Here is a 26,971-nt window from a genome sequence, read left to right as displayed (position 1 = left end):
TACCCCACCCCATTCCACCCGCTATGCAAGTTGCTCCCGTAGCTCCCTATAAACCCCAGCATCATATCCGCATTGTGACGGCGGCGGCCCTGTTCGACGGCCACGACGCGGCCATCAACGTGATGCGCCGCATCATTCAGAGCAGCGGCGCCGAAGTCATTCACCTGGGTCACAACCGCTCAGTACAGGAAATCGTGGACTGCGCCATTCAGGAAGATGCTCAAGCTATTGCCATTACCTCCTACCAAGGCGGCCACAACGAGTACTTTAAGTACATGCACGACCTGCTGAAAGAGCGCGGCGCGGGCCACGTGCGCATCTTCGGCGGCGGCGGCGGCGTGATTCTGCCCAGCGAAATTGCTGAGTTGCAAGCCTACGGAATCGAGCGCCTCTACTCGCCCGACGACGGCCGCGCTATGGGTCTGCAAGGCATGATCAATGACCTATTGCAGCGCTGCGACTTCCCCACCGGCCAGAACCTGAACGGCGAGGTGAGCCACGTAAAAGAGAAAGACGCCCGCAGCATTGGCCGCCTGATTTCGGCCGCCGAAAACTTCCCCGAGGAGTTCGAGCGCGTGAAGAGCCAGTTGGTCGCGGAGTTTCAACAGCAGGAAAAAGCTCCCCACAACGGCAATGGCGCTACCCAACAAGCTGCTACCGGCGATACGGAAGTCGCAACAAGCTCCGCTCCTATTCTCGGCATTACGGGTACGGGTGGCGCGGGCAAGTCCAGCTTGGTAGATGAGCTGGTGCGGCGCTTTTTGATGGACTTCCCTGAGAAGACCATTGCTATTATTTCCGTAGACCCCAGCAAGCGCAAAACCGGCGGAGCCCTGCTCGGCGACCGGATTCGGATGAACTCCATCAACTCGCCGCGGGTGTACATGCGCAGCCTGGCCACCCGCCAGAGCAACCTCGCCCTGAGCAAGTACGTGCAAGACGCCGTAGACGTGGTGCGCGCCGCCAACTATGACCTGATCATCCTCGAAACCAGCGGCATCGGCCAGTCCGACACCGAAATTATCGAGCACTCCGATGCCAGCCTCTATGTAATGACGCCGGAGTACGGCGCGGCCACCCAGCTCGAGAAAATCGACATGCTGGACTTCGCCGACGTTATTGCTCTCAACAAATTCGACAAGCGCGGCGCCCTCGACGCCCTGCGTGACGTGCGCAAGCAGTACCAGCGCAACCACGGCCTCTGGGACCAGCCTCTGGACTCGCTGCCTGTGTTTGGCACCATCGCATCGCAGTTCAACGACCCTGGCATGAACCGCCTGTACCGGGCCGTGCTGAGCATGTTGGAGAAGAAAACGGGAGCCACTTTTGCCTCCCAGCTGGAAACCACCACGGAGGATTCGGAGAAGATTTACATCATTCCGCCCCACCGCACGCGTTACTTATCTGAAATCGCTGAAACCAACCGCAACTATGATATTTGGGTACAGAAGCAAGCCGAAGTGGCCCAGCAGCTTTACGGCCTCGACCAAAGCCTCAACGCCGTTAGAAGCCTCCAGTCCGGCGGATCTGGTGGAGGCGGCGGGAGCAGCAGCAACGGAACCGACCCCGGATCACTCGTGGCCGGCTTGGAGAGCACATTCCAGGAAATCAAGCTCCGGCTCGATGGTCAGAACTGGAAACTCCTGGAGACCTGGCCGCAGAAAGTAGCCGCCTATAAGGCCCCCGAATTCGTCTTTAAGGTGCGCGACAAGGAAATCCGTATCCTAACGCACACTCAAAGCCTGTCGGGTCAGCAGATTCCGAAGGTGAGTATGCCGCGCTTCACGGCTTGGGGCGACTTGCTGCGCTGGCAGCTCCAGGAAAACGTACCCGGCGAGTTTCCTTACACGGCTGGCGTGTTTCCGTTTAAGCGGGAGGGCGAAGACCCCACTCGTATGTTTGCGGGCGAAGGTGGCCCCGAGCGCACCAACCGCCGCTTCCACTACGTGAGCATGGGCTTGCCCGCCAAGCGCCTGAGCACGGCCTTCGACTCGGTGACGCTCTACGGCGAAGACCCCGACCACCGGCCCGACATCTACGGCAAAATCGGCAACGCCGGGGTGAGCATCTGCTGCCTCGACGACGCCAAGAAGCTATACTCCGGCTTCAACCTGGCCAACCCTAGCACGTCGGTATCCATGACCATCAATGGTCCGGCCGCTCACTTGGCTGCGTTCTTCATGAATGCCGCCATCGACCAGCAGTGCGAGCTCTATATAAAGGAGCACGGACTGGAGCAGGAAGTGGAAGCCAAGATCAACCAGATTTATCAGGACAAAGGCGTGGTGCGCCCCAGCTACCAGGGCGAGCTGCCCGCCGGCAACGATGGCCTCGGCCTGATGCTGCTGGGCGTAACCGGCGACCAGGTTTTGCCCCCCAATGTGTATGCCACAATCAAAGCGCGCACGTTGAGCCAGGTGCGCGGCACCGTGCAGGCCGATATTCTGAAGGAAGACCAGGCCCAGAACACCTGCATCTTTAGCACCGAGTTTGCCCTGCGCCTCATGGGCGACGTGCAAGAGTACTTTATTAAGGAGAAGGTCCGCAACTTCTACTCAGTGAGTATTTCGGGCTACCACATTGCCGAGGCTGGCGCCAACCCTATCACTCAGTTGGCCCTCACCCTGAGTAACGGCTTCACCTTCGTGGAGTACTACGTGAGCCGCGGCATGGACGTGAACGACTTCGCGCCCAACCTGAGCTTCTTCTTCTCCAACGGCATCGACCCCGAGTACGCGGTGATTGGCCGCGTGGCGCGCCGCATCTGGGCCAAGGCCATGAAGTTGAAGTACAACGCCAACGCCCGGAGCCAGATGTTGAAGTACCACATCCAGACGTCGGGCCGCAGCCTGCACGCTCAGGAAATCGACTTCAACGATATCCGCACCACGTTGCAAGCCCTCTACGCTATCTACGACAACTGCAACTCTCTGCATACCAACGCCTACGATGAGGCCATCACCACGCCCACCGAGGAATCGGTGCGCCGGGCCATGGCTATTCAGCTCATCATCAATCGGGAGTTGGGCTTGGCTAAAAATGAGAACCCGCTGCAAGGCTCCTTCATCATTGAGGAGCTAACTGACCTGGTGGAAGAAGCGGTGCTGCTGGAGTTCGACCGCATCACGGAGCGCGGCGGCGTGCTGGGCGCCATGGAAACCATGTACCAGCGCGGCAAGATTCAGGAGGAAAGCCTGCACTACGAGATGCTCAAGCACACGGGCGAGTACCCCATCATCGGCGTGAACACGTTCCTCTCCTCCAAAGGCTCGCCCACGGTGCTGCCCGCCGAGGTTATCCGCGCCACGGAAGAGGAAAAGCAGTACCAAATAGCGATGCTCAACAACCTCCACGCCCGTAACGAAGGCACCACGGAGCAGCGCCTGAAGCAGCTACAGCAAGTAGCCGTGCAGAATGGCAACCTGTTCGAGGAGCTAATGGAAACGGTGAAGTTCTGCTCGCTGGGGCAGATCACGAATGCACTGTTTGAGGTTGGGGGGCAATATCGGCGGAATATGTAATTGTCTTTCGAATCAAAATTTGAAGGGCACTATCTTGCTGGGATAGTGCCCTTTTTAATGCTTCATAAACTATTGTATGACAGGTTCGAGCCTTTGGAAAAAGCTATTTAGCCGCATCGACGAAGCTACCGAGCTTGCTTTGCATATGGCGGGTGCGACAGTTCGACACAGAAATCCTTTTGAACAGCTTGAAGCGTTTAGAAATGATGAAGAGCTTTCGGAGGAGTTTATTGAGAAGTGGGTACTGAAGTTTTACATGACCTCATTAAACAAACTCGATGCTCAAACAATGGAAGCATTTGTCACAGCTTCCAAGGAAGTTACCCCAGATGTTGTAAGACATTTACTAGGCGACTTTGATTGGCGGCCAAGAATTGTTGGTGCCTACTTCGCTGCAATCAAAGGTTATACTGAGCTAACCGATATTATAGGTGTTCATCTCTTGAAAAGTGAAGTGTGTTATGCAGGTTCAGGATACGCCTTGGCCTTAGCTACGTTTGGAGGAGACCAGTCAATCGAATACCTAAAAATGTATCTTGACTTTTATCTAAACCGAAAAGATTTGTGGTTTGACCAAGGCTCAGTTCTAGCTGCGCTTTATACAATCTCTCCTACTGAACATAATCAATACTTAAATAACTGGCGTAAGTATAAAAGTGATAAGCCTTATTCAAACTTAGATAACTCAATCGCGCATATGATACGCAGCAAAGAGGTTGTTAAACAGCTTGGCGAAGCTTCAAGCTAATCTCTCAATGACCGTTAAACTGGCGCGAGCTTGTAGTTCGTGTCTAGCCTTGAGGTGGAGGTTGTACCTCCACTGCCGCAGTAGCGGCAAACTCTGACCGCGCCGCCTAGGTAATCTGGGCGGCGTTGTCGTTCTGGCGGGGGAGGCGCAGCCTCCCGGCATGGCTGGTCACGAGTTACGCTGCGCTAAACTCGCGCCAGTGGAGAGTCATTGCGTTATGTGGTGTTTGGATAATCCTGCATCTTGCTGGCATGAGTGAGAAGTATAAGATTCAGGATTCGCAGAAGCTCTACTTTGTTTCCTTCGCTACCGTTAACTGGATTGACGTGTTTACGCGGCGGCTTTACAACGACATTTTCGTGGACAGTCTGCGTTATTGCCAGCAGCACAAAGGGCTGGAGCTTTACGCATGGTGCCTGATGACTAATCACGCTCACCTGATTATCAGCAGCGCCCATGATAACCTGTCGGCTATTCTTCGTGATTTGAAGCGCCACACTTCTAAGAGTATTCTGAAAGCTATTCAGGAAAACGACCAAGAAAGTCGCCGCGAGTGGATGCTGTGGATGTTTAGCCGAGCGGGGCAGCGCAATGCCCACAACGAGCAGTATCAATTCTGGCAGCAGGACAACCACCCTATCGAGCTACACTCCAACCAGCTTCAACAACAGCGCCTCGATTACTTGCACCGCAACCCAGTTGTAGCCGGTTTTGTGGACGTGCCGGAGGATTTCCTCTACAGCAGCGCCCGCAATTATGCCGACCGGCTCGGCTTGCTGGATGTATTGTTTATTGGTTAAAAAAGCCCCCAGATTCCACCCACTCCCCTATGCCCCGAATTCTACCCGTCATTGTGCTGGCCCAGTTCTTATGCACCTCACTCTGGTTTGCAGGCAATGCCATAGCGGCGGATTTGGCGGCCACCTTGCAGCAGCCACCCACCTTTGTAGCCCATCTGACCAGCGCTGTCCAGCTAGGGTTTATTGCCGGCACGCTGGTATTTGCCTTACTAGCCATTGCCGACCGCTTTTCGCCGTCGCGGGTGTTCTTCTTCAGCGCCTTAGCTGCCGCGCTGTGCAACCTGGGTATTAACCTCCCCGGTGTGGAAGCGGGCAGTTTGCTCGCCTTCCGCTTTTTGACTGGCTTTTTCCTGGCGGGCATTTACCCAGTGGGAATGAAAATAGCCGCCGATTACGCGCAGACGGGCTTGGGCAAATGGCTGGGTTTCTTGGTGGGGGCGCTGGTGCTGGGCACTGCTTTCCCGCATCTGCTAAAGAGCGTTACGGCGCAGCTGCCGTGGCAGTTTGTGGCGCTGGCTACCTCGGGCCTGGCGGTGCTGGGCGGCCTGGCCATGCTGCTGCTGGTCCCCGATGGCCCGTACCGCCGCACCGGGCAACGCTTGCAACTCACCGCTTTTCTGAGCGGCTTTCGGTTGCCGCGGTTCCGCGCCGCCGCCTTCGGGTATTTCGGCCATATGTGGGAACTGTACACCTTCTGGGCCTTTCTACCGCTGATACTGACGACCTATAACAACGCCCACCCCGGTGCCAATTTGCCGGTGTCCTTCTTGTCGTTTTTGCTGATTGGAGCGGGTGGTTTGGCGTGCATGGGCAGCGGGCTGCTCTCGCGGATAGTTGCCCCCCGCACGCTAGCTACCACGGCGCTGGCCTTGTCGGGGCTGTGCTGCTTGGTGTCGCCGCTGGTGCTTCGCAGCCAGTCGGGGGGCTTTTTTCTGAGCTTTTTGTTTGGTTGGGGAATGGTAGTCGCCGCCGATTCGCCTATGTTCTCCAGCCTAGTGGCGCAAAGCGCGCCGGACGCTTCTCGCGGCACCGCCCTGACCATCGTGAACTGTATTGGCTTTGCTATTACTGTAGTCAGCATACAATTCACGAGTTGGCTTAGTGGCTTTGTGCAGGTCCAGGACCTTTACCTGCTGCTGGCTGTGGGGCCGGCGTTGGGGTTGCTGGCGCAGCTGAGCGGCAGGGCGAGGCTAGCTCCGGCTCCAACTGGCACAAAATCGTAGCACTCAACTATCCTCTTGAAGAGACTACGTTGCCTCTGCTGCACTAGGGGCATAATAAAACCGCACCGCTTGAAGCAATCTGAGTATCAGTTATTTTCAGGCAACGCTAACGGCGCTACTTCCATCTTGCGCTGTAGTAATTGCTGTGGCTTCCATTGCCTCTGGGGGCTTTTTCACTTGCCTTGTATGAGAGTTTCTTTCCTTATCCGAAGCTTCGCGGGTCTGCTGGTACTGCTGCTTAGCGGAACTGCCTCTTTCGGCCAGAGCAGCCCACCCGACCCGTATGCCAAAGCCCACAAGATCATAGCCGACCGGGACTCGATTGTGGCGCCAAACGGGGTGCAGGAGTCGTACGCGGTGCCGGTAGGTGGCGTGCAGCAGTGGGTATACGTGCGGGGGCAGGATAAGCGCAACCCCATCATCCTGTTTGTCCACGGCGGGCCGGCCTCGCCCATGGCCCCGGTGACGTGGATGTTTCAGCGGCCGTTAGAGGAATATTTCACCATTGTGCAATACGACCAGCGTGCCTCGGGCAAGACTTACGCCACCAACGACACCACCGGCCTTGGCCGCACCATTCGCGTGGAGCAGTACGTGCAGGATGCAATTGCGCTAGCCGAAATTATCCGCAAAAAATACGGTCAGCAGAAGCTCATTCTGATGGGCCACAGCTGGGGCACTATCGTGAGCATGCACGCCGCCCTCAAGCGCCCCGATCTGTTTTACGCCTACGTGGGTATCGGGCAGGTTATCAACTCCCAGGACAACGAGCGGCTGAGTTTTGAGTACGCTCTGCGCGAGGCTACAAAGCAGAAAAACGAAGTGGCCTTGCGGGAGTTGCGCTCTTTTGCCCCCTACCCTGGCAACCAGCCCATCACCCGGGAGCGAATTATTATTGCCCGCAAATGGCCACAGTACTACGGGGGCTTGTCGGCGTACCGGGCCAATTCTGTGTACTACTTCAACGCCCCGCTCCTTTCTCCAGCTTACACACCAGTTGAGGTTGAGGCCATTGATAAAGGCAGCCTATTTACGCTAAGCCGCCTGCTGCCGGAGTTTCTGCGTGTTGACTTCAAGCCGGTGAAGTCATTTCCTATCCCCGTGTTTATGCTCATGGGTCGCCACGATTATACGACACCCTCGGAGCCCACTGTGAACTGGCTGGCCGCACTAAAAGCCCCCCTGAAAAAAGGCATTTGGTTTGAGAACTCCGCACACTTACTGCCGCTGGAAGAGCCTGGCAAACTGCTGCTTACATTGGTGAATGAGGTCAGACCGCTAGCCACCTTGCCGGCAAACAGCCGCAAAAAGTAGCTACCGGGCGTAGAACGCGTACCGAGAGCACGCCAGAAGGTTGTCGCTTATGAAACCGACGAGGAGCGCGGCTGTCGCGATAAGCACGTCTAATTGAGGGGCAAATGCGTACATTACCCTGATGCGCAAATTTTTAAATACTTGTATTTGGGAAATGAGTTTACTAGCCATGCTTTTCGTGCTGGCTGCCTGTTCTTCACCCGAACAGCAGACGAGCATACAGACTCAGGAACCAGACACGAGTGCGCGCTACATTCGCCAGCGCGTGGTCTTGCCGGACGTGCCGCAGCGGGGGCGGGTGCTCGACCGTAACGACTCGGTGCTGGTAGCCACGCGCACCCAGTATCTGCTGAAGCTGCCGCGCAAGCCCCCACTCGATACGGTAGCGCTAGGCCAATTGCTCGGCTGGGGGCCGGTGGCTACGCGTAAGCGCATTGCCGATGCCCTGCCGTATGAAGATATGCCGGCCGGCTACCCAGTTGAGCTTAGCCTCACGGCAGGCGAAGCCAAACGGGTGCGCCGCCAACGCAAAGACTGGCCCCAGCTAACCCTGACGGAGCGCCCCCAGCGCACCTACACCACCAGCGTGGGTGCCCACTTCCTGGGTTATATGGGCGCAGAGGCCCAGGCCTTTTACAAACAAGCCAAGCGCTACCGGCGCGGCCGCTTTTATGAGCTTCGCAATGGCGGACTCGAAACCTACTATAATGGCCTGCTCAACGGAAACCGGGGCTACCTGCATCCCTTAGTAGATTCGTTGGGCCAGACGCACGGCAATTGGGCTCCCGACACAGCTTTTCAGCAAGGCCAAGACTTAAGGCTGACCATCGACGTGAAACTACAGGCCTACGCCGAACAGATGATGGGCCGCCGCAAAGGCTACCTTGTTGCGCTCGACCCACGTACTGGCGAAATCCTGTGCTACGTGTCGGGGCCCACTTACAGGCCGGCTACTATCACCGCGCCCGACCAGGCCCTAGTGCGAGGTAAACTGCTGGAGCACGAGAAAATGCCGCTGATTAATCGGCCGTCTACACTGGCTAATCCGCCCGGCTCGGTATTCAAGCTGGTGAATGCCGCCGTAGCCTTGCAGTTGGGTGCCATCACCCCCGCCACCTCGTTCCGCTGCGACCAGACGCTGCTTAGCTGCGTGCATAAACATCCCCAGCCCAAAAACCTGACTTTGGGCTTGCAATACAGCTGCAATCCTTATTTCTACCAGGTGATGCGGAACGTTATTAACTACGTGCCCGACAGCCTTGCTCAGGATTCGGTGGCTGCCCGCCACGTAAACCTGGCCGAGTGGCGCCGCTACGTCCGCTCGTTTGGGCTGGACTCCGTAATGGGCGTGGACTTACCGCGCGAAGCTCCCGGCTTTCTGCCCAACCCGGAATATTTTGATAAGGCCCGCGGCACGACCAAATGGACGTATCGCTCCATCTATTCCCTCAGTATCGGGCAGGGCGAAATCAACCTTACGGGCCTGCAAATGGCCAATATGGCGGCCATTATTGCCAACCGCGGCTGGTACTACACGCCCCACCTGGTGCGGAACGTAGGTGACGGCGGGCCGCTACCCCGCTTCACCGAAAAACACCACACCCTCATCGACAGTGTACATTTCGAGGCGCTGCTGCCAGGCATGATAGCCGTAATGGAGCGCGGTGGCACTGCTGAAACCTCCAGCCTGGCTGATGTAGGCATTACGATAGCCGGCAAAACCGGCACGATAGAAAATGATGGCGACGACGACCACGCCGCCTTCGTGGGTTTCGCGCCGGCCGAGAATCCTGAGATAGTTGTAGCGGTTTATCTGGAAAATGCGGGGTTTGGAGCTACGGCCGCCGCGCCCTACGCCGCGCTGGTGATAGAGAACTATCTGGTTGGCAGGATTGCGCCTAAGCGCAAAAAATGGGAAGCACGCATTCAGCAGCGGGCCCGGCGCGGGTATTAAGCGTAACGGCGCGTGCGTTATACCCTCGCTTGCGCTTCAGCAGCACGTCGGTATGGCGCTAAACAACACAGCATTTTTCCTAACTAGTGTCTATGAAACCCAACCTTACTGTTTTCCCGGCGATGCTAAGTATGCTTCTTCTTGGAAGCTGCTCCGACAACAAAACGCCTGATGTTGCGGCCACGGATACGTCGTCTGCATCAGCCTCACCGAGTGGCGCGGCCGGCGACTCTGCGCGGGTGAGTGGCGAGCCTTGCGATATCAAGCTGGCCAATATCCACTTTACCAAAGCCGTGAATGGGGCTGATACGTTGGCGAAGGTGGATCCAAATGGTAAGATAGCCTTTCGGGTTGGGGCCAAAAAAGACTTCTTCAGCGACCCCAACGATAACAAGCTGTCTAATAATACCGCCCCTATTCTGCTGGCCAGGGTGGATAATACCAAGCCCTTTACATTGGAGTCGAAAGTCATGCCCGGCTTCACGGCGAAGGGGCTGTATAATGCTGGGGTGCTGTATATCTACGTGAACGACAGTTTTTGGCAGAAGCACTGCTTTGAGCAGGATGAGCGCGGCAACCAGCGCATTGTGTCGGTGCGCACCATTGGCACCTCCGACGATAATAACCACGACGTGGTGAAAGGCGGCTCGGCCTACATGAAAATATCGTCGGATACGCGCACGGTGGCCAGCTACTATTCGCTCGACAAGAAAACCTGGCAACTGGTCCGGCTCTACAAAAACAACTATCCCAAGGAAATCTGGATGGGCGTGAGTGCGCAGTGCCCCGTTGACACGGGCACGATAAGTCATTTTGAGGAGATAAGCCTTACCCAAAATAGCGTAAAGGATTTTCGGCTGGGCAACTAACGTATCGCTGTCGTGTCGGCTGGTTGGGCAGACGGACAGAGTGAAGCAGCGCCAAGCAATCCGGGGGGCATTTTAACAACTACTACCCTGACTGCGCGTACTATAAGCTCATCTATTTACCTACTCCCATGGCCACCAAAACCCTCAAGGAGATTGCTACCAAAATGGCGAATCTCGACATTGCCATGCTCACGACGGAAACCAGTCGGGGCCAGCTGAGCAGCCGCCCGATGAGCAACAACGGCGACGTGGAGTACGATGGCAACTCCTATTATTTCACTTTCGAGCAGTCGCGCACGGTGCACGACATCAGCGAGAATCCGCACGTCAACCTTGGCTTCAGTGGCCCGAAGGGACTGTACGTATCCATTGTGGGCACGGCGCATCTTATCCGGCACAAGCCCACCATGCAGCAACACTGGCTTCCTAGCCTGAAACAATGGTTTCCGGAGGGAGTAGATACGCCCGGCATTGTGTTGGTGCGCGTAGAGGCTAAGCGTATTAAGTACTGGCAGCAGGAAGACGAAGGCGAGTTACACGTTAAATAAGCCCCCCACAAGCTTTTGCAAACCGCCCCGGCCACTACCTTGGCTGGGGCGGTTTCGTTTTGAGGTAGTTACCAATTGGCGTGTGATACCTACACCTGCTGGGCTGAATTAAGAAGGACTGGTATTTCGGCCTACGAGTTTGTATTGAGTGTCGAAAAAGCCCCCCAGAACTATCCAGCCGTTCCTGCGTTATTTGCAACCTACGGCTCTCAGGAAGCTGGGAGCGGCTTCCCACCCTATCTCATAGTTTATGATTACTACGCTGCGCCGTGGCGACGGCAGCACTTACCTCACGGTGCGCTACGACCAGAGCGAAAACTGGATTCATGCCCATTGGATTGGCCGTCAAACGCTGGGAACTATCATGGACGGCGGCCTGACTTACCTGGAAATGCTGCGCCACCAACCCTGTCCGAAGCTATTGAACGACCACCGCGACCTGGTGGGCACGTTTACGGAAGCCAACGACTGGATTCAGCAGGTTTGGACGCCGCTCATCATGGCCGCCGGGCTGCGTTCCTTCGCACAAGTCGTGTCGCCGGACGTCTTTGGCCAAATATCCATCGAAGACCTTCAGCACCGCATCAGCGACCAACTCGATATTTATCTGTTCGACGACCTCGACGCGGCCCAAAGCTGGCTGCGGGCGCAGTAAGATTTGCCCCCCAGACTTGCTTAGGTGGATAGTTAAGCAAGCACCTAATAACGCGTATGTGAAATTAGAATCATGGTTCTAGAGCTTCCTAAAGGAATTCAAATTATCGAGTTACCACATGCTATGCGATTTAAAGGAGATGCGGCTAGTATTGAGCGTCTAGAGTCAGAATTGCGCATAATTCAACATAGCTCTTTTGAGCAGAAATACACTTTAGGAAGTATTACACTGATTGTATCTGATGAGCTGCCTTATGCGCTTAGGAAAGGCACTTACCAGATGCCGAGAGACGCTTGGAATGTATTAGCATCAAAGTTCATGGAGGTGGCTATGAGTTTGGAGGATAGCCCGTTCGATTTTAATGACTGTGGGTATCTGTACCCTCCTTTGGAATTTGATTTAGGTGTTGAGTTAGTAGTCAAACCAAATCCTCATTAGCACCATATGTAACCTAGTGACCAGTTCATCCCTGAATGTATCAAGTGAGATAATAGCCTCAATTAAGCCGCAGCTTTATCTTTCGTTTCTGTCCCCAAACTCCCTTACCACACACCATGAAAAAACTCCTACTTGCCTCCGCCCTTCTCTTTTGCTTCGCTGCACAAGCTCAAAAGCTTACCAGCACCGAACGTAAGATTGTAGCGTCGGTGCAGCAGAATATGCCGCAGAGTGAGAAGCTACTGGAGGAGGTGGTGAACATCAATAGCGGTACGCTCAATTTGAAAGGCGTGCGCGATGTGGGCACGGTCTTTCAGAAGGAATTTGACGCCATAGGCTTCAAAACTGAGTGGGTAGCCATGCCTGAAACCATGAACCGCGCAGGTCATCTGGTGGCCCAGCGCAAAGGGAAGAAGGGCAAGAAGCTGTTTCTCATCGGCCACCTCGACACGGTGTTTGAGCTGGACATGCCCTTTACTAAGTACACCCGCCTGAACGACTCCACCGCCACCGGGCAAGGGGTAAATGACATGAAAGGCGGCAACGTGGTGATTCTGGCGGCACTCCAAGCCTTGCACGCCAACGGATTGCTGAAAGACGCCACCATCACCGCTTACTTCACCGGCGATGAGGAGCGCGGCGGCAAAGGCCCCGAGAGTCGCGCCGACTTTATTGCTAAAGCCAAAGAGGCCGATGTAGCCTTGGCGTTTGAAACGGCAACCAATCTTCACACCGTTGCCACGGCGCGGCGCGGCAGCAGCACCTGGCAGCTCAAAACATACGGCACGGCGGCTCACTCCTCGGGCATTTTTAAGCCCACAGTAGGCTATGGCGCCATCTATGAGGCAGCCCGCATTCTGAATTCATTTCGGGAAACCCTGAGCAAGGAGCAATACCTCACCTTCAACCCCGGCTTGATGGTAGGCGGCTCGGAGGTGAACTACGACGAGGCCAAAGCTCGCGGTGAAGTGGTAGGCAAAACCAACATTATAGCTCCTACCGCCTCCGTAACCGGCGATTTACGCTTTCTGACTGAGGAGCAAAAGGAAGCAGCCCGCACGAAGATGCGCGCCATCGTGGCCGAGAATCTGCCCCAAACCCGCGCCGAAATAACCTTTACCGATGGTCTGCCAGGTATGGCTCCTACCGCCGGCAATCAGAAGTTAGCGACCCTCGCCGACCAGGTGAGCCGCGACTTAGGCTTCGGGCCCGTAGCGGCCGGCGACCCTGGCTCCCGCGGCGCCGGCGACATCTCCTACGTGGCGCAGTACGTCGATTGTCTGGATGGCCTGGGCGTGTCGGGCAAGGGTGCGCACGCGGCGGGCGAAACCATCAACTTAAAGGAGTTTCCGATGTTAGTGGAGCGCGCCGCCCTGATGATTTACCGACTCACGCGGTAACCGCTGTCAAATTTGCCCCCCACGGCGTTCGTGAAAGCATTTATCCTATCTACAATTCTCATGGAGCAACAGATTCAGCAGCAGGTTCAGGACTACTATGGTACGCAGTTGCGCACTAATCAGGATTTAAAAACCAATGCCTGCTGCACCGACGACATCCCGACGGCTCACAAAAAGATACTAGCCACGCTGGAGCCGGAGGTGCTCGAGAAATACTACGGCTGCGGTGTATGCGTGCCCGAGGCCGTGCAGGGCTGCACCGTGCTCGACTTAGGCTCGGGCAGCGGCCGCGACGCCTTTTTGCTCTCCCATTTGGTAGGTGAGCAGGGCCACGTAATCGGGGTGGATATGACGGAGGAACAACTGGCGGTGGCCCGACGGCATGTAGCAGCTCACACCACTCGGTTTGGGTACACCCAGCCCAACGTGGAGTTTCGTCACGGCTACATTGAGGATTTGAGCAGCGCTGGCCTCGCCGACAATAGCATCGATTTGGTGGTAAGTAACTGCGTATTGAACCTGAGTACCGATAAAGCCGCCACCTACCGCGAGATATTCCGGGTACTGAAGCCGGGTGGAGAGCTGTACATCGCGGATGTGTTTTCCGACCGCCGCATCCCCGAAGCGCTGCGCCACGATCCGGTGCTGTACGGCGAATGCCTGAGCGGAGCCATGTATATTGAAGACTTCCGCCGCCTGCTTATGCAGCTTGGCATCCGCGACTACCGCCTCACGGCTAAGCGCGTCCTGACCATCGACAACCCCGAAATTCAGCAGAAAACGGGCAATATCGTTTTTTACTCGCTCACTATCCGGGCTTTCAAACTCGACTTAGAAGACCAGTGCGAAGACTACGGACAAGTGGCTACCTACCTGGGCACAGCCGACAACCCACACCGCTTCGTACTCGACGACCACCATGTTTTTGAGGCGGGCCGGCCACAGCTAGTGTGCGGCAACACCGCCGATATGCTCAGCCGCACCCGCTATGGCACCCATTTTCGCGTCGATGGCACCAAAGAGCAGCACTTCGGCCTGTTTCCGTGCGGTCCGGCCCCTGCGACTGCCCCGAGTGCGACAGCCACCAGCTGCTGCTAAAGTAGCCGCTGGTTTTGTGAATACAAGTGGATAACTGACAGTTGAATTTGCCCCCCATACCCATCCCGAGCGTCTAAAATGCTACCAGTTGCTATTCGCCAACGGCTAGGGTTAATAGCTATTCATGCAGGCGCTAGAGGTTTTGTCTTGCAGCGTAATTACTGTTATACTTTAATGTTGTTTTAATTTTGTCAGAACTTAAATGCTGCCTACGCTGTAATTTGAGAGGGCAATAACAAAAACTACGCTTGTGGAGCTTAGAAATGACTTCGATCAAGGCCATTTCTAGGTGGCTTTTCGCTATTATGTATATTAATCTGTAATCCTCAAATTAACCTGCTGCTTTTATCCGTATTTATAGCAAACAGGCATGCTTATCCTATTAAATTAGATCGTGTTGCAGGCGCAGTGAGTTATGCGAATCCCAACCTCTCCTCCCATAATCGCACCTGTTGCAGGCAATGTAGCCCGACCCTTATGGTCGGTGATGATACCCACTTATAATTGTACCGGGTATCTGAAGGAGGCACTACTAAGTGTTCTAGCGCAGGATCCGGGGCCCGCCGCAATGCAGATAGAGGTAGTAGATGATGCCAGTACAGACGCAGATGTGGCTGCCATGGTAGCCTCGGTGGGCGCCGGCAGAGTGCTTTATTTCCGGCAGCCAGTGAATGTGGGCAGCCTCCGTAACTTTGAAACCTGCATCAATCGGGCGCAGGGGCACCTGGTTCACCTGCTGCACGGCAACGACCGCACCGTGACGGGGTTTTATGAGAAACTTACGCAGCTTTTTGAGCAGTATCCTGAGGCGGGCGCGGCTTTCACGCACTACGCTTCTATCAACGAGCAGGGGCAACGGCAGCATGCTCCGCCACCCGTAGCAGAAGTTGCCGGCATTCTGCCCAACTGGCTTCTGCGCATTGCCGAGTACCAACGCCTGCAGTATGTGTCTATTGCAGTACGCCGGGCAGTGTATGAGAAGCTGGGGGGCTTTTATGGTACTAGTTATGGCGAAGATTGGGAAATGTGGGTGCGCATTGCCGCCCATTATCCTGTAGCTTATATACCGGAAATTCTGGCTGAATATCGGGGCCATACCAACTCTATCAGTTGGGAAAAAGCCCGCTCTGGCGAAATCATACCGGATCTGATGAACGTGATGGCGCGTATTCAGCAGCATGTGCCCAAGTCGGACCGACACCGCATACTAGCTTTATCCAAGCGCTACTATGCCAATTTTGGTATTGGCACTGCCTACCACTTGTTACACGAGTCACAGAATTGGTCGCAGGCGCATTTTCACTTGCTTCAGGCACTGAAACTAAGCAAGCATCCGTCTGTCTATTATCATATTCTAAAGTTCTACGTTAAGTTCTTACTTAGAAAAACGTAAGCTCTGGCTGTCTACTTGAGCCCCCTAGAACCTATTATATGCGGCTACTTTTCCGCATTGCTGTGCCATTGAATGGCAAAATAGCCGCAAGGTCCTTTACCGGTGTTAGTGAAGGCGTGGGGCACATTGGCTTCTAGAAAAACCACGTCGCCCGCCGCGGCTTTGTGCGCTTTCCGATCGATTAAAATTTCGCCGCTGCCTTGTATCATCAGGATAATTTCTTCGGTGCGGTGCGTGTGCGGCGGATGGCTGGCAATGCCGGGCATAAGCATCGTGGCATGCACATCAAACCGCCGGAACATGGTGGAAGGCCGGTCGAAAACGGGGCGCGTTTCCTTTTTATCGGTTTTCACGACTGTAAACTGGCCCCAATCCTTCATAAACGAGCCGCCACCCGCCCTGGCCCGCTGCCGGTCAATGCCGTCTTTCGACTTGTACCGCAGCACATAATAGGTGGCTGGCGCGCCAGATACGTTGCGGAGGCGTTGTTTGTCGCCGGCCCTAATAAGCATGACGCCGCCGGGCCCGAGGGTTTCAGTTGAATCCTGAATGGTGGCGGCTAGGCTTCCCTCCTTCACTACTATTAACTCTTCCGCATCGGTGGCGGCTGGCTGAGCTTGGTTTACTTGTCCGGCTTTTAAGGTGAAGGTATACACCTCCAGCTCCGTCAGGTCGAGGGTGCTGCCTTTCATGAATGAAACCCGCTCTCCGCCTTTTTCCGTGGTTTGGGCAGTGCCTCTATACACCGCTGAAGTCAAGTCAGTCGTTAGAACAGAACTGCCCAGAAACAGGGCTCCCATAAAAAATAAAGCAGTTTTCATAGGTTAAGATTTCAAATTTGGCCAAGCTAATAACAGCTACTTACGCTTCACGGAAACGGTGGGTGGCTGGCTGAAATACTGCCAGTTGGCTTCCGCTTGCTCCTTCGTGTAGTGGCCATTAAACACGAGCAGCCGATAGCGCAGCGTGTAGGTTTGGCCGGGGCTCAGAAGCCAGTCTTTGTTCTTGGTGGGCGAATAATTCACGAACACGTCGCCCGTACCATTCTGCGTTTCGGGCCACACGCGCAGCGGCTCGGGGTGGTTGTAGTTGGTGGGAGCTGACAGCATCACCATTCCGCCGTAGTCGCTATCCAATTGGCCCTGCACGATGCACCAGCGGGCAGTGGAGCCGTCGGCATCTTTGCGGGATTTGCCCCCCGAAGTAAGCACTTCGCTGTTGTCCTTGTTCCACTTTTCGGTAGCTCGCCAGCCAAAGCCGCCGTACCGGTAGGTGAGCAGACGCACCGGGCTGGCACTGGCGCACGTGAGGTTGATGGTGACATCAGCGATGTAGTAATCGGCATTGCTGGGCTGATACACCCGCACCGATTGCAGTTCGTTCAGGGCTACTTTCTCTTTCCCATCCTTTTTAAACGCGACGTGCTCCTGCTTTACCAAGTACTCGGTGAATACTGGCCCGTTGGTTTTAGACACTAAGCCCGTGAAGCGCACGGTGCCCTTCCGGTCTTTCAGGTTCCAGAAATCTACGGTGTCGCCTTCGAATAGCACGTGCGTCCAGGGGTTCCAGATGCCGTAGTGGTGGTAATGGTCGGGAGCCTGAATGCGGGTCAATACCTGTCCGTGGGGCGACCAGAGCGGATGAATAAAGCCGCTGCGCTTAAAGGCTGTGTCAATGCCAGCGGGCGGGTAAACCGTTTTGTAATTATACTGGAGCAGGTTCTTCGCGCCGGCCTGCACAAGCAAAGCCCCGTTTTTATCGATTGTTTTGATGGTGGGGGGCGTTTTTTCCTTAACCCCAAGCCTGAGCTCGTAGGTACGCTTGGTGGTTGTAGTATCAGTATTTGCAACGTTCCAATGAAGAATACGATCCTTGGTTTTCTCAATTTGGTGAGGCACCGGGATACGGGTATTGCCCCTCACTTCTACTAGGCTCAGGTTTGAATCTGACAGGGAAGTAAGGCCATCTAGCTTCACTTGAACCGGCACGCTTTGGTTGTTGGTAGCGCGCGGCAGAGTGACTTCCAGCGTTGCAATACGCTGCCCAAACCCACTGGTGCTGAGGCAAGTGAAACCCAGAATCAGCCAGAATTTCATCATCTTCATACTGCTGGAGTTGGAGCAAGGGGTTGAGGAATCAGGCAAAAAAGCCCCCCACCCAAGGAGGACCAGACGATTTTTCGGCTATTGATGTCGGGGGCGCAGTATACTAAACTTGTGGTAGTGGTGCGTTAGAAGCAACTTATTCATGCTCCTCACCTTCTTATGGAAGCTTCGTATTTAAGCCTAAAAGAATACGCTAAACTCAGGTATACAGGCATGAAACTCAGTTTTTGGTGTGCCATACTTGCCCTGGTGCTTGCCGGGCCCGTGCAGGCTCAGTCGCTGGCGGGCGAGTGGCAGGGCGTCGAAACCGACCCCTATGAAGAAGGGAACTGGCCGGCTGTGCTTCGCTTGCAGCAAAACAAAGACGACAAGATATTTGGGGTCCTGTATCAGGAGGTGGGTGGTAACCCGACTATGACGGTTACGTTTGAAATGCAGGGCGCCCGCACCGAAAACGGGGCAGCCCTCACCCATACCCGCAAGCTTAGCGAAACCGGCCAGACACCCTTCAACTATTGGTGTGATGGCTCCATCACGTTTACCTACGACCCAAATCAGGAAAAGCTAACGGGCAATGCGGCCTACCGCCCCGTGGGCGACTGCGACATGGGCACGTTTACCTTGTACCGCATCAAGCTAAAATCGCCCTCCACGGTGCCTACTAATACGGAAAGCACGATACGGGTATCGGGCCAGGATGTGCGCTGGTACGCCGACCCAGACCTGAAGCAGCGCGTGGCCACCGGCAACACCTACCGCACCAAGCTCAGCAAGACCACTACCTTCTATCTGAAGCAAGGCTATTTTGCGACCAGTGAGAGTTCCGTAGTGCCAATCACTATTAATGTAGGTAACTCTGAAGCGCCGAAACCAGCCGCCGCTCCCGCTCCTGCACGGGTTGATACGGCACGTCCAGCGGCACCCATTCTAGCCCCTTCCGCCAAGCCAATCGTATTGCCCACGGTGTTGTTTAAGCTAGGTACGCCCGATTTGCTGCCCACTGCTATTCCGGCTCTCGACCAGCTAGCTGCCGAGCTAAAAGCGCGCCCTACGCTGAAACTGCGGGTATCTGGCCACACCGATAAAATTGGAGAGCCCCAGAAAAACCAGGTATTATCGGTGCAGCGCGCTGAGGCAGTAAAATCTTACCTGGTAAAGTCAGGAATTGCGGCCGAGCGCATCAGTACCGCCGGGTATGGCGACAAGCGTCCGCTTTATCGCTCCCCCGACGCCCGCAACCGACGCGTGGAGGTGGAAGCCACCCAATAATTCGCCTAGACGCTCATTCTGAGTCGGTATTTCCAGGCCCGAATGTGCTAAACTTAGGCTTTGGTTGCCCAGGCAATGCGGACACCGTCAACTTTTATTATTCAGCGCATGCGCTTTCTTAAAATTCTCGGCCTAGCCACTTCTATAGGGCTGGCAAGCCAATCGGCAGTTTTCGCCCAGGCGGCTGGCACTTGGAATAACAAGCAGTGCGCGGTAGTGCTGACGTATGACGATGCTATCGACGTAGACTTGGACAACGCCATTCCGGCGCTCGACTCGTTGAAGCTGCGGGGAACATTTTACCTCATTGGCTCTTCGCCGGTAGTAGGTAAACGGCTCAATGAGTGGCGACAAGCGGCCAAACGGGGCCATGAGCTAGGCAACCACGCCCTCATGCACCCCTGCGACGGCAGCCTACCCGGCCGCAGCTTCGTGACGCCCGATAACGACCTGAGCAAGTACACGGTGAGCCGCGCGGTGAGCGAAGTGCGAACAATGAACACGCTCCTGACAGCCATCGACGGTAAAACGGCCCGCACCTTCGCTTACCCCTGCGGCGATCTGCAAATTGGCGGTGTGAAATTCTATGACCAGCTACAAAACGATTTTGTGGCCGCTCGCGGCGTTACCAGTGGGCTGCAAACGGCCGCGCAGGTGGACTTAACCAACATCGACAGCTACATGATTAATGGCCAATCGGGCGACTACTTGATTGACTTGGTGAAGAAAGCCCAGCAGTCGCGCACGGTGCTGGTGTTTTTGTTTCATGGCGTGGGCGGCGGGCACAGCCTGAACGTGGATCTGAAGGCGCACCGCCAGCTGCTGCGCTATCTCAAAGCCAATGAGAAGGATATCTGGGTGGCTCCGATGGTGGAGGTAGCGGAAAAGATTAAAGTCAGTCAGCCCGTCGAATCATCTAAGAAGCCACGCGGATAAAACGGGACTGGACATCGGAAGCTACAGCTGAGCTTGGGATAAAGGCGGCAACAAATTAGTTATGCTTGCATAACATTTTTGTAACACTTACGTATTACCTTTGTAGTCAACAAACTGATAGAGTACCACATACATCATTGACATGAAAAAGAGCACTGCCACCGTTTCGTCGCTTTTACTGCTGGGAGGCCTAGGTTCCTTGGGCTATCTGGCCGCGCAGGTACGGGAGTTTAACTTGTTTTTCGACCTGCGGGACGAGGAAGAGTGCTATTACTGCTAAGCTTCTCAGCCGCGTATTTCGGCGTCGTTTTTTTATTGATTGAAACGGGTCCTGCTGCATAGCGGGACCCGTTTTGTTTTGCCCTCGTTAGAAAGCATCAGTCAAAATCAGGGAGTTAGTGGAGAAGAATAAAAAAACCACATCCATTCGAGCCGGTTTTCGGTACTTCACTGTAGCAACGGCCTCCGCCGGGTCGTTCATCTCCCCTTCCACCGCCGGGTTGGCATTTCATTTCACCTTGGATCTGTGAAATCTGCTCAATCAGCATAACATGTAATTTATGAACTTAGAAAGCCTCAAGGAGCAAATCAGCTACATTATTGGGCGCGATTTGGCTCGCAACTTCGCCCAGCAAGGCCTTGATCTGGACATTGACGTGCTGGCCAGCAGCATGAAAGAAGGCTTGGCCGGACAACCCAGCCGCCTGACGCAGGATCAGATGCGCAATGCCATGGAGCAGCTGCAGAGCCAAATGCAAGACCAAGACGACCAACAAGGTGACGGCAACGGCACCGTAAACGACCCAAATGCTATGAATAACAAACAAGCTGGTGAAGATTTTCTCGCCGCAAACAAGAACAAGCCCGGCGTAACCACCCTGCCCAGCGGCCTACAATACGAAGTGCTGACAGAAGGCTCGGGCCCAAAGCCCTCGCTCACCAGCAACGTAACCACACACTACCACGGCACGCTCACCAACGGTACGGTATTCGACAGCAGCTACCAGCGCGGCCAACCCGCTTCTTTCCCAGTGAATGGCGTAATTGCTGGCTGGACAGAAGCTCTCCAACTCATGCCCGAAGGCTCTAAGTGGCGCTTGTACATCCCCTCGGATTTAGCCTACGGAAAGCGTGGCGCCGGTCGCGACATCGGCCCCGACTCGGCGCTGATCTTTGATGTGGAACTACTGAAGGTGAACAAGTAAGCTTGGCTCCCAATTGAAATTGCCCCCCAACTGCTCGTAGTGGCCAGCTGGGGGCAATTTATATTTGCATCTCCAATACAATACAGGTCAACCCGGTTCAATAGCTATGCTTCCCTCTGATGAACCTACGCTACGTAGCGCCAACGGTCGCCTGGTCCTGACGGCTGACGCGCTGGAAGTGGATGGACAGCGCTTTGCCCTCCTGGAGCTGGACGCCGTGGAGCTCAAGCCCATTCGGTGGCTGCTGTGGTTCCTGCTGGGGGCATTACCTTAGCGGGCTTTGCTTTGGCCTTTTTGCAGAACTGGCTGCGCACCGTGCCGGCCGCGCTGGGCCTGACGGCGGGGGCATTGCTGCTGGCTTACGGCAGCCGTGGTACTAATCGGCTGCGCTTGTACCGGGCTGGTCGGGAGGCGCTTCACTTCGCTTTGGCTGGCGACCCGCTGCCCTGGCAGAAGCTGGCGGCTGAAACCAACCGGCGGATCCGGCGGCGCCACGAAGAAGCGGCTGCCGCAGCCGTGGCCGCCTGGGCCCTAGATTTGCCCCCCACCGAAGCCGACACAAACACCGGTTCGGGGCTACCGGCTCTTCCACCCAATGGGGTAGAGCCCACGAACTGATTTGCCTTACATTTGGGCGTTTTTTACCTGGCTTAGCTTTATTACATCCCCCTCACTTTCATGGACGCTAAACACTCGCATACTGCCATTTCTACCGGCGGCTTGCTTATCGCGCTGGGTATTATTTACGGCGACATTGGAACGTCGCCACTATACGTAATGAAGGCCATTGTGCCGGGCAATATCGATCCGCGCCTCGTGTACGGTGGTATTTCCTGCGTCTTCTGGACCCTGACGTTACAGACTTCTATCAAGTATGTGCTGCTCACTCTCAACGCCGATAACAACGGTGAGGGGGGCATTTTTTCGCTCTTTGCCTTAGTGCGTCGGCGGGCAGCCTGGCTTACCGTACCCGCCATTATTGGGGGTGCGGCTCTGCTCGCCGACGGCATTATTACGCCGCCTATTTCCGTCTCATCAGCCATAGAAGGGCTGGAGGCCGTGTATCCGGATATTCCGACGGTGCCGATTGTAATTGCGATTCTGGCGGCGCTTTTTCTAATGCAAAGCTTTGGCACTCAGATAGTGGGCAAGGCATTTGGGCCCATCATGTTTGTGTGGTTCAGCATGCTGGCCATCTTGGGTGTCTCCTGGATTGCGGAGCATCCTGGCATTCTGCAGGCTGCCAACCCCGCCTATGCCTACGATTTGTTGGTGCGCTTTCCGGGCGGATTCTGGCTGCTGGGAGCCGTTTTTTTGTGCACCACCGGAGCCGAGGCCCTGTATTCTGACCTTGGGCACTGCGGGAAAGGCAACATTCGTCTCAGCTGGATTTTCGTAAAAATCTGTCTGTTGCTCAACTACTTCGGGCAAGGTGCTTGGCTAATCGAGCATCAGGGACAGAAGCTCAGTGGCCGCAACCCGTTTTATGAGCTGATGCCCGAGTGGTTTCTGCTGATCGGTATTGGCATAGCCACTATGGCAGCTATTATTGCCTCTCAGGCTCTGATTACGGGCTCCTTTACGCTGGTGGCCGAAGCTATTCGCCTGAATATGTGGCCTAAAGTAAAGCTGAACTACCCAACCGATATGAAGGGTCAGCTTTACGTACCCAGCATGAACCGGCTCTTATTACTGGGCTGCATTGGGGTGGTGCTGTATTTCCAGCGTTCCGAAAACATGGAAGCGGCCTACGGTTTGGCCATCACGCTCACCATGCTCATGACGACCACGCTACTGGTGGTGTGGCTCCGCTCGCGCCGGGTGGCCATGCCCATCGTGGTGCTGTTTGCAGTGGTATATGGCCTGATTGAAGGAGCTTTTTTGATTGCTAACCTTATCAAGTTTCCGCACGGCGGCTGGGTATCGCTGGCTATCGGACTGGCGCTGATTGGGGTGATGTATGTGTGGCTGAAAGCGTTTTATATTAAGCGTCGCCTCACAGAGTTTGTGAAAATAGAACCCTATATGCAGGCGCTGAAAGACCTCAGCGACGACGATTCTATTCCTAAATACTCGACCCACCTGGTGTTCATGACCTCGGCCGAGCGCACCACGGAAATCGAGTCCAAGATTATCTATTCCATCTTTCAGAAGCGCCCCAAACGAGCTGATATCTACTGGTTTGTGCACGTAGACACCACCGACGAGCCCTACACGATGCAGTACAAAGTGGTAGAGCTGGCCCCCGACGATGCCTTCCGCATCACGTTCCGGTTGGGGTTCCGGGTGGAGCAGCGCATCAACCTTTACTTCCGCAAAGTGGTGGAAGAGATGGTGCGCAACAAGGAAGTGGACATCACCTCCCGCTACGAATCCTTGAGCAAGCAGCACGTAACCGGCGACTTCCGTTTCGTGGTGCTGGAGAAGTTTCTTTCGGTCGAAAATGAGTTTCCTTTGGTGGAGAAGCTCGTGATGCAGGCCTACTTCTACATCAAGCAGTTTATTGCCTCCGAAGACAAATACTTCGGACTGGATACGAGCTCGGTGAAAGTGGAGAAAGTGCCGCTGGTGATTACGCCCGTTCGGGAAGTGGCGCTAGAGCGTATACGTTAACACTCGCCTAACCATAGCTCGTATCAAAAAAGCCCCCCAGCCGTAGTTGGGGGCTTTTTTGATACTGTAAAAATAATAAGGCTACTGAGCCGTGCGCAGCCACTTGGCTAATACGGCCTGTTGGTCAGCGCTGGGGTTTGGCAGCTTTTCCACGCGGAAGCGGCGACCAGCAGCGGCCAGCAGCGGGAAGGTCAGCTCTTTCATCTGGCCATCGCGGGCGACCAGCAACTTTACTTCGGTGCCGGCGGCGCGGCCGTTTAGGGCTTTGTTGGGGTCGTCGGAAAGGCGGTTGCCATCGAGGGCCAGAATTTCGTCGTTCACGTTCAGGCCGCCTTGCCAGGCGCTGCCATCGCGCAGCACGCTACTCACGGTCAATTTGCCCCCCGTGGTGCTTACGTTGGCTCCCAGAATGCCCGCGTTGGCGGCTGCCTGCTCAGTGGCCAGCGTCAGGCCGGCGTAGCCTAAGGCCGTGGTGTAGTCGAGGGTTTGCGTGTCGTACACGCGGGTGCGGAAAAATTCGTCGAACCGGCGGCCGGCCACTTTTTCCACGGCATCCTGAAACTCCTCGTCGGTGAAGCCACGGCGCTGCTGCTCGTAGTAGCGCTGGTACAGGAAGCGCATCACGTCATCGAGGCTTTTCTGCCCTTTGGTTTCGTTGATGATCATCAAATCCAGGACGGTGCAAATCAGCTCGCCCTTGTCGTAATAGCTGATGGTGGAATTGGACGAGTTCTCGTTGGGCCGATATTGTTTAATCCAGGAATCAAAGCTCGACTCGCTGGCCGATTGCAGCTTATTGCCCGGCTGGTTTTCGACGCGAGTAATGCGATTGCTCAGGCTCGCCAGGTAGTCGTTGGGCGTCACGAAGCCGGCCCGCTGCACAATGATGTCGCCGAAGTAGCTGGTGCCACCTTCACTCAACCAAAGCATACGCGTGTAGTTTTCTTTGTCGTAATCGAACGGTCCCAGCGCCACCGGGCGGATCCGCTTCACATTCCAGAGGTGAAAGTATTCGTGACCAACCAAGCTCAGAAAGCCTTTATAGCCCGCATCGGTGCTATAGGCATTGCGCGACACGGATAAAGTGGTCGAAAATAAATGCTCCAGGCCACCAGTGCCGCGCTCAATGTTGTGAATGATGAATACGTAGCGGTCCAGCGGGTTCTTTCCTACCACGCGGTGCGCTTCCTCGCATACCCGCTTCATATCGGTGAGCAGCTTGGCTTCGTCGTAGCGCGCATTGCCAAACATGGCAATGGTGTGAGGCGTGCCGTTGGCTTCAAACGATAGTACTTTATGCGTGCCAATCTCGATGGGCGAGTCGGCCAGCTCGTCGTAATTGGTAGAGCTAAAAGTGAACGGCGCCCCGCCGGCCACAGGCTTCAGGCTGGTGGTCACCTGGTTCCAGCCGACAGCGGGCTGCACGGTGAGCGTGCTCGCCAGATCTTTGCCTTCGGATGGATACATGAACACGCTGGTACCGTTAAGGTAGCCGTGGGCGGCGTCCAGAAAGCTGGTGCGCACGCTCAGCTCGTAGGCATACACGCGGTAGCGAACAGAAAAATCTTTGGTGCGCGGATGATACACGCGCCACGTGTTCTTATTGATCTTCTCAGTGCGCAGCTTGTTTGTGCCGGCCGTGGCCTCGAAGCCCTCTACGTGCCTGGCAAACTCCCGCACCAAGTAAGAGCCGGGAGCCCACACGGGCATTTTGACATCGGTGAACTGTTTACCAAAGCCTCCCAGCGCCATTTCCACTTCATAAAAATGGGTTTGGGGAGCGGGCATGGCTAAGGTGTAGCGCAGGGTGGGCGCCGCCAAAACGGAATTGAATTGACAAAAAAGTAGCAGAAGTGCGGCAACCAGCACCAAGCGAAAACGATAATGAGGCATGAAATGGAAGGGTGTGAGTGAACAAAGGAATACCTGAACGGCTAGACTCGGGAAAGCCTCCAGAGTTGCAAAGTAACGCCGAAATTTGCCCCCCAGCCTCCTTTTAGCGCATGCCAGTACTTGGCTCCTCGGAACCCGCGCCCAACCTGCGCCGTTAAGGCGCTCAGGTAGGCCGTTCACCCCACGGCTTGCCAGACTTACAAATGCGCTACGTCTGGATCACCTTTATCGGCTTAGCTGCGCTGATGCTCAGCTTGTTGGTTTGGCAGCACCAGCCCTCTAAAGCTCCAGCTGAGGCAGCTTCCGTGTACGCCCCTAATACTCCAGCCACCCAGGCTCGGGCCCGGGCCGCCGTATGGGTCAGCAATAAGCCTGTGCCGCGCGCCGATAGTGTGGTGCGATTTGCCATGGAGCAGCTTGGCACCCCGTATGTGTATGCGGGCGCCACTCCTACCGCCGGCTTCGACTGTTCCGGCTTTGTGATGTACGTGTATGGCCGTTTTGGCATTGATGTTCCTCACTCCACAGCCATGCTTATCAACACTGGTCGCCCCATTCCGCGCAGCCAAGCCCGGCCCGGCGACCTCGTTATCTTTACGGGCACCGCGTCAGACGCCACCGAACCCGGCCACGCGGGCATTATCATCTCCAAACCTGGCGAGCCCATCCGCTTCATTCACTCCTCCTCGGCCCGCCGTCAGTCAGGTGTTAAAATAAGTGCGGTAGACGAAACCGGTTACGCACGCCGCTTTATGGGTGTGCGCCGCGTGTTGGATGCTGAGTAAGCTCCTATCGAATTAACAAAAACAAAAAAGCCCCCAGATACATTTCTGGGGGCTTTTTTTATGTAAGAAACGTTCTTGCCGCACTTCGTGAACGCAGAGCGAAATGAACCAAAAAACGATGCCCGGTCGCCTGTGCAGAACCTACTAAAAGGCTGCTGGGCGAACCGGGCATCTAATCCTTCAAATCTTACCAAGCGACGAGTC

General features: G+C 55.4%; 24 protein-coding genes. 21 read left to right on the top strand and 3 right to left on the bottom strand.

Going from position 1 to position 26,971, the window contains the following annotated elements:
• The first annotated feature begins 23 nt into the window (after positions 1-23).
• From G7064_RS01125 to G7064_RS01065, 13 genes are all read left to right on the top strand, one after another.
• On the top strand, positions 24-3,521 hold the full coding sequence (locus G7064_RS01125) for a methylmalonyl-CoA mutase family protein (protein ID WP_166072112.1): 3,498 nt from the start codon (positions 24-26) through the stop codon (positions 3,519-3,521).
• A 76-nt stretch (positions 3,522-3,597) separates the two neighbouring features.
• Positions 3,598-4,269 (top strand): DUF6000 family protein, encoded by a 672-nt coding sequence (locus G7064_RS01120; protein ID WP_166072111.1) that lies wholly within the window; start codon positions 3,598-3,600, stop codon positions 4,267-4,269.
• A 251-nt stretch (positions 4,270-4,520) separates the two neighbouring features.
• Complete coding sequence (locus tag G7064_RS01115) at positions 4,521-5,069, top strand: REP-associated tyrosine transposase (RefSeq protein ID WP_166072110.1); 549 nt, start codon at positions 4,521-4,523, stop codon at positions 5,067-5,069.
• A gap of 29 nt (positions 5,070-5,098) precedes the next feature.
• On the top strand, positions 5,099-6,292 hold the full coding sequence (locus tag G7064_RS01110; RefSeq protein ID WP_166072109.1) for an MFS transporter: 1,194 nt from the start codon (positions 5,099-5,101) through the stop codon (positions 6,290-6,292).
• A 186-nt stretch (positions 6,293-6,478) separates the two neighbouring features.
• The gene (locus tag G7064_RS01105; protein ID WP_166072108.1) at positions 6,479-7,606 is read left to right on the top strand and encodes an alpha/beta fold hydrolase; all 1,128 of its coding nucleotides are present in this window, start codon (positions 6,479-6,481) and stop codon (positions 7,604-7,606) included.
• A gap of 154 nt (positions 7,607-7,760) precedes the next feature.
• A complete protein-coding gene (locus G7064_RS01100; RefSeq protein WP_166072107.1) occupies positions 7,761-9,560 on the top strand; it encodes a peptidoglycan D,D-transpeptidase FtsI family protein in 1,800 nt (599 codons plus the stop codon).
• A 92-nt stretch (positions 9,561-9,652) separates the two neighbouring features.
• A complete protein-coding gene (locus G7064_RS01095) occupies positions 9,653-10,429 on the top strand; it encodes a DUF1349 domain-containing protein (protein ID WP_205711154.1) in 777 nt (258 codons plus the stop codon).
• A 128-nt stretch (positions 10,430-10,557) separates the two neighbouring features.
• Positions 10,558-10,977 (top strand): pyridoxamine 5'-phosphate oxidase family protein, encoded by a 420-nt coding sequence (locus G7064_RS01090; RefSeq protein WP_166072106.1) that lies wholly within the window; start codon positions 10,558-10,560, stop codon positions 10,975-10,977.
• Positions 10,978-11,227: 250 nt separating this feature from the next.
• A complete protein-coding gene (locus G7064_RS01085) occupies positions 11,228-11,632 on the top strand; it encodes a hypothetical protein (protein WP_166072105.1) in 405 nt (134 codons plus the stop codon).
• 72 nt (positions 11,633-11,704) lie between these two features.
• Positions 11,705-12,070, top strand: a complete 366-nt coding sequence (locus tag G7064_RS01080) for a hypothetical protein (protein WP_166072104.1) — start codon at positions 11,705-11,707, stop codon at positions 12,068-12,070.
• Between the two features lie 116 nt (positions 12,071-12,186).
• The gene (locus G7064_RS01075; RefSeq protein WP_166072103.1) at positions 12,187-13,470 is read left to right on the top strand and encodes a M20/M25/M40 family metallo-hydrolase; all 1,284 of its coding nucleotides are present in this window, start codon (positions 12,187-12,189) and stop codon (positions 13,468-13,470) included.
• 60 nt (positions 13,471-13,530) lie between these two features.
• The gene (locus tag G7064_RS01070; RefSeq protein ID WP_166072102.1) at positions 13,531-14,568 is read left to right on the top strand and encodes a methyltransferase domain-containing protein; all 1,038 of its coding nucleotides are present in this window, start codon (positions 13,531-13,533) and stop codon (positions 14,566-14,568) included.
• A gap of 487 nt (positions 14,569-15,055) precedes the next feature.
• Positions 15,056-15,961, top strand: coding sequence for a glycosyltransferase family 2 protein (locus tag G7064_RS01065; protein WP_166072101.1), 906 nt, complete (start codon positions 15,056-15,058; stop codon positions 15,959-15,961).
• Between the two features lie 44 nt (positions 15,962-16,005).
• Here the strand turns inward: G7064_RS01065 and G7064_RS01060 are convergent, their stop codons facing one another.
• Together G7064_RS01060 and G7064_RS01055 are read right to left on the bottom strand one after the other, a co-directional pair.
• Positions 16,006-16,782 carry a cupin domain-containing protein gene (locus G7064_RS01060; RefSeq protein WP_166072100.1) on the bottom strand — a complete coding sequence of 259 codons (777 nt, stop codon included), beginning with the start codon at positions 16,780-16,782 and terminating at the stop codon, positions 16,006-16,008.
• Between the two features lie 36 nt (positions 16,783-16,818).
• Positions 16,819-18,060, bottom strand: a complete 1,242-nt coding sequence (locus G7064_RS01055; protein ID WP_205711153.1) for a PmoA family protein — start codon at positions 18,058-18,060, stop codon at positions 16,819-16,821.
• Between the two features lie 219 nt (positions 18,061-18,279).
• On the opposite strand from G7064_RS01055, the gene G7064_RS01050 reads away from it, so the two are divergent.
• From G7064_RS01050 to G7064_RS01020, 7 genes are all read left to right on the top strand, one after another.
• A complete protein-coding gene (locus tag G7064_RS01050) occupies positions 18,280-19,335 on the top strand; it encodes an OmpA family protein (RefSeq protein WP_166072098.1) in 1,056 nt (351 codons plus the stop codon).
• A gap of 108 nt (positions 19,336-19,443) precedes the next feature.
• Entirely contained in the window at positions 19,444-20,271 is an 828-nt protein-coding gene (locus G7064_RS01045; protein WP_166072097.1) for a polysaccharide deacetylase family protein, read from the top strand.
• 142 nt (positions 20,272-20,413) lie between these two features.
• The gene (locus G7064_RS01040) at positions 20,414-20,551 is read left to right on the top strand and encodes a hypothetical protein (protein ID WP_165963573.1); all 138 of its coding nucleotides are present in this window, start codon (positions 20,414-20,416) and stop codon (positions 20,549-20,551) included.
• Positions 20,552-20,831: 280 nt separating this feature from the next.
• Complete coding sequence (locus G7064_RS01035) at positions 20,832-21,476, top strand: FKBP-type peptidyl-prolyl cis-trans isomerase (RefSeq protein ID WP_133273014.1); 645 nt, start codon at positions 20,832-20,834, stop codon at positions 21,474-21,476.
• Positions 21,477-21,582: 106 nt separating this feature from the next.
• Positions 21,583-21,750 carry a hypothetical protein gene (locus G7064_RS01030; RefSeq protein WP_166072096.1) on the top strand — a complete coding sequence of 56 codons (168 nt, stop codon included), beginning with the start codon at positions 21,583-21,585 and terminating at the stop codon, positions 21,748-21,750.
• Positions 21,714-22,094, top strand: coding sequence for a hypothetical protein (locus tag G7064_RS01025; protein WP_166072095.1), 381 nt, complete (start codon positions 21,714-21,716; stop codon positions 22,092-22,094). Before G7064_RS01030 ends, G7064_RS01025 begins: the two co-directional genes overlap by 37 nt.
• A 60-nt stretch (positions 22,095-22,154) precedes the next feature.
• Positions 22,155-24,089 carry a KUP/HAK/KT family potassium transporter gene (locus G7064_RS01020; protein ID WP_166072094.1) on the top strand — a complete coding sequence of 645 codons (1,935 nt, stop codon included), beginning with the start codon at positions 22,155-22,157 and terminating at the stop codon, positions 24,087-24,089.
• An 81-nt stretch (positions 24,090-24,170) separates the two neighbouring features.
• On the opposite strand, the gene G7064_RS01015 is transcribed toward G7064_RS01020, so the two are convergent.
• Positions 24,171-25,982, bottom strand: a complete 1,812-nt coding sequence (locus tag G7064_RS01015) for a M61 family metallopeptidase (RefSeq protein ID WP_240935638.1) — start codon at positions 25,980-25,982, stop codon at positions 24,171-24,173.
• Positions 25,983-26,185: 203 nt separating this feature from the next.
• Here G7064_RS01015 and G7064_RS01010 point away from each other — a divergent pair, with 203 nt between their 5' ends.
• Positions 26,186-26,767 (top strand): C40 family peptidase, encoded by a 582-nt coding sequence (locus tag G7064_RS01010; protein ID WP_166072093.1) that lies wholly within the window; start codon positions 26,186-26,188, stop codon positions 26,765-26,767.
• The last annotated feature ends 204 nt before the right edge of the window (positions 26,768-26,971 follow it).

This window comes from Hymenobacter sp. HDW8, from assembly GCF_011305775.1.
Classification (GTDB): domain Bacteria; phylum Bacteroidota; class Bacteroidia; order Cytophagales; family Hymenobacteraceae; genus Hymenobacter; species Hymenobacter radiodurans.
This window is presented reverse-complemented; position numbering and strand designations above follow the sequence as displayed.

What these genes read in the sequence shown, in the direction of transcription:
- G7064_RS01125 (WP_166072112.1), top strand. Translation starts at nt 24, where the DNA reads ATGCAAGTTGCTCCCGTAGCTCCCTATAAACCCCAGCATCATATCCGC.
- G7064_RS01120 (WP_166072111.1), top strand. Translation starts at nt 3,598, where the DNA reads ATGACAGGTTCGAGCCTTTGGAAAAAGCTATTTAGCCGCATCGACGAA.
- G7064_RS01115 (WP_166072110.1), top strand. Translation starts at nt 4,521, where the DNA reads ATGAGTGAGAAGTATAAGATTCAGGATTCGCAGAAGCTCTACTTTGTT.
- G7064_RS01110 (WP_166072109.1), top strand. Translation starts at nt 5,099, where the DNA reads ATGCCCCGAATTCTACCCGTCATTGTGCTGGCCCAGTTCTTATGCACC.
- G7064_RS01105 (WP_166072108.1), top strand. Translation starts at nt 6,479, where the DNA reads ATGAGAGTTTCTTTCCTTATCCGAAGCTTCGCGGGTCTGCTGGTACTG.
- G7064_RS01100 (WP_166072107.1), top strand. Translation starts at nt 7,761, where the DNA reads ATGAGTTTACTAGCCATGCTTTTCGTGCTGGCTGCCTGTTCTTCACCC.
- G7064_RS01095 (WP_205711154.1), top strand. Translation starts at nt 9,653, where the DNA reads ATGAAACCCAACCTTACTGTTTTCCCGGCGATGCTAAGTATGCTTCTT.
- G7064_RS01090 (WP_166072106.1), top strand. Translation starts at nt 10,558, where the DNA reads ATGGCCACCAAAACCCTCAAGGAGATTGCTACCAAAATGGCGAATCTC.
- G7064_RS01085 (WP_166072105.1), top strand. Translation starts at nt 11,228, where the DNA reads ATGATTACTACGCTGCGCCGTGGCGACGGCAGCACTTACCTCACGGTG.
- G7064_RS01080 (WP_166072104.1), top strand. Translation starts at nt 11,705, where the DNA reads ATGGTTCTAGAGCTTCCTAAAGGAATTCAAATTATCGAGTTACCACAT.
- G7064_RS01075 (WP_166072103.1), top strand. Translation starts at nt 12,187, where the DNA reads ATGAAAAAACTCCTACTTGCCTCCGCCCTTCTCTTTTGCTTCGCTGCA.
- G7064_RS01070 (WP_166072102.1), top strand. Translation starts at nt 13,531, where the DNA reads ATGGAGCAACAGATTCAGCAGCAGGTTCAGGACTACTATGGTACGCAG.
- G7064_RS01065 (WP_166072101.1), top strand. Translation starts at nt 15,056, where the DNA reads ATGATACCCACTTATAATTGTACCGGGTATCTGAAGGAGGCACTACTA.
- G7064_RS01060 (WP_166072100.1), bottom strand. Translation starts at nt 16,782, where the DNA reads ATGAAAACTGCTTTATTTTTTATGGGAGCCCTGTTTCTGGGCAGTTCT.
- G7064_RS01055 (WP_205711153.1), bottom strand. Translation starts at nt 18,060, where the DNA reads ATGATGAAATTCTGGCTGATTCTGGGTTTCACTTGCCTCAGCACCAGT.
- G7064_RS01050 (WP_166072098.1), top strand. Translation starts at nt 18,280, where the DNA reads ATGAAACTCAGTTTTTGGTGTGCCATACTTGCCCTGGTGCTTGCCGGG.
- G7064_RS01045 (WP_166072097.1), top strand. Translation starts at nt 19,444, where the DNA reads ATGCGCTTTCTTAAAATTCTCGGCCTAGCCACTTCTATAGGGCTGGCA.
- G7064_RS01040 (WP_165963573.1), top strand. Translation starts at nt 20,414, where the DNA reads ATGAAAAAGAGCACTGCCACCGTTTCGTCGCTTTTACTGCTGGGAGGC.
- G7064_RS01035 (WP_133273014.1), top strand. Translation starts at nt 20,832, where the DNA reads ATGAACTTAGAAAGCCTCAAGGAGCAAATCAGCTACATTATTGGGCGC.
- G7064_RS01030 (WP_166072096.1), top strand. Translation starts at nt 21,583, where the DNA reads ATGCTTCCCTCTGATGAACCTACGCTACGTAGCGCCAACGGTCGCCTG.
- G7064_RS01020 (WP_166072094.1), top strand. Translation starts at nt 22,155, where the DNA reads ATGGACGCTAAACACTCGCATACTGCCATTTCTACCGGCGGCTTGCTT.
- G7064_RS01015 (WP_240935638.1), bottom strand. Translation starts at nt 25,982, where the DNA reads ATGCCTCATTATCGTTTTCGCTTGGTGCTGGTTGCCGCACTTCTGCTA.
- G7064_RS01010 (WP_166072093.1), top strand. Translation starts at nt 26,186, where the DNA reads ATGCGCTACGTCTGGATCACCTTTATCGGCTTAGCTGCGCTGATGCTC.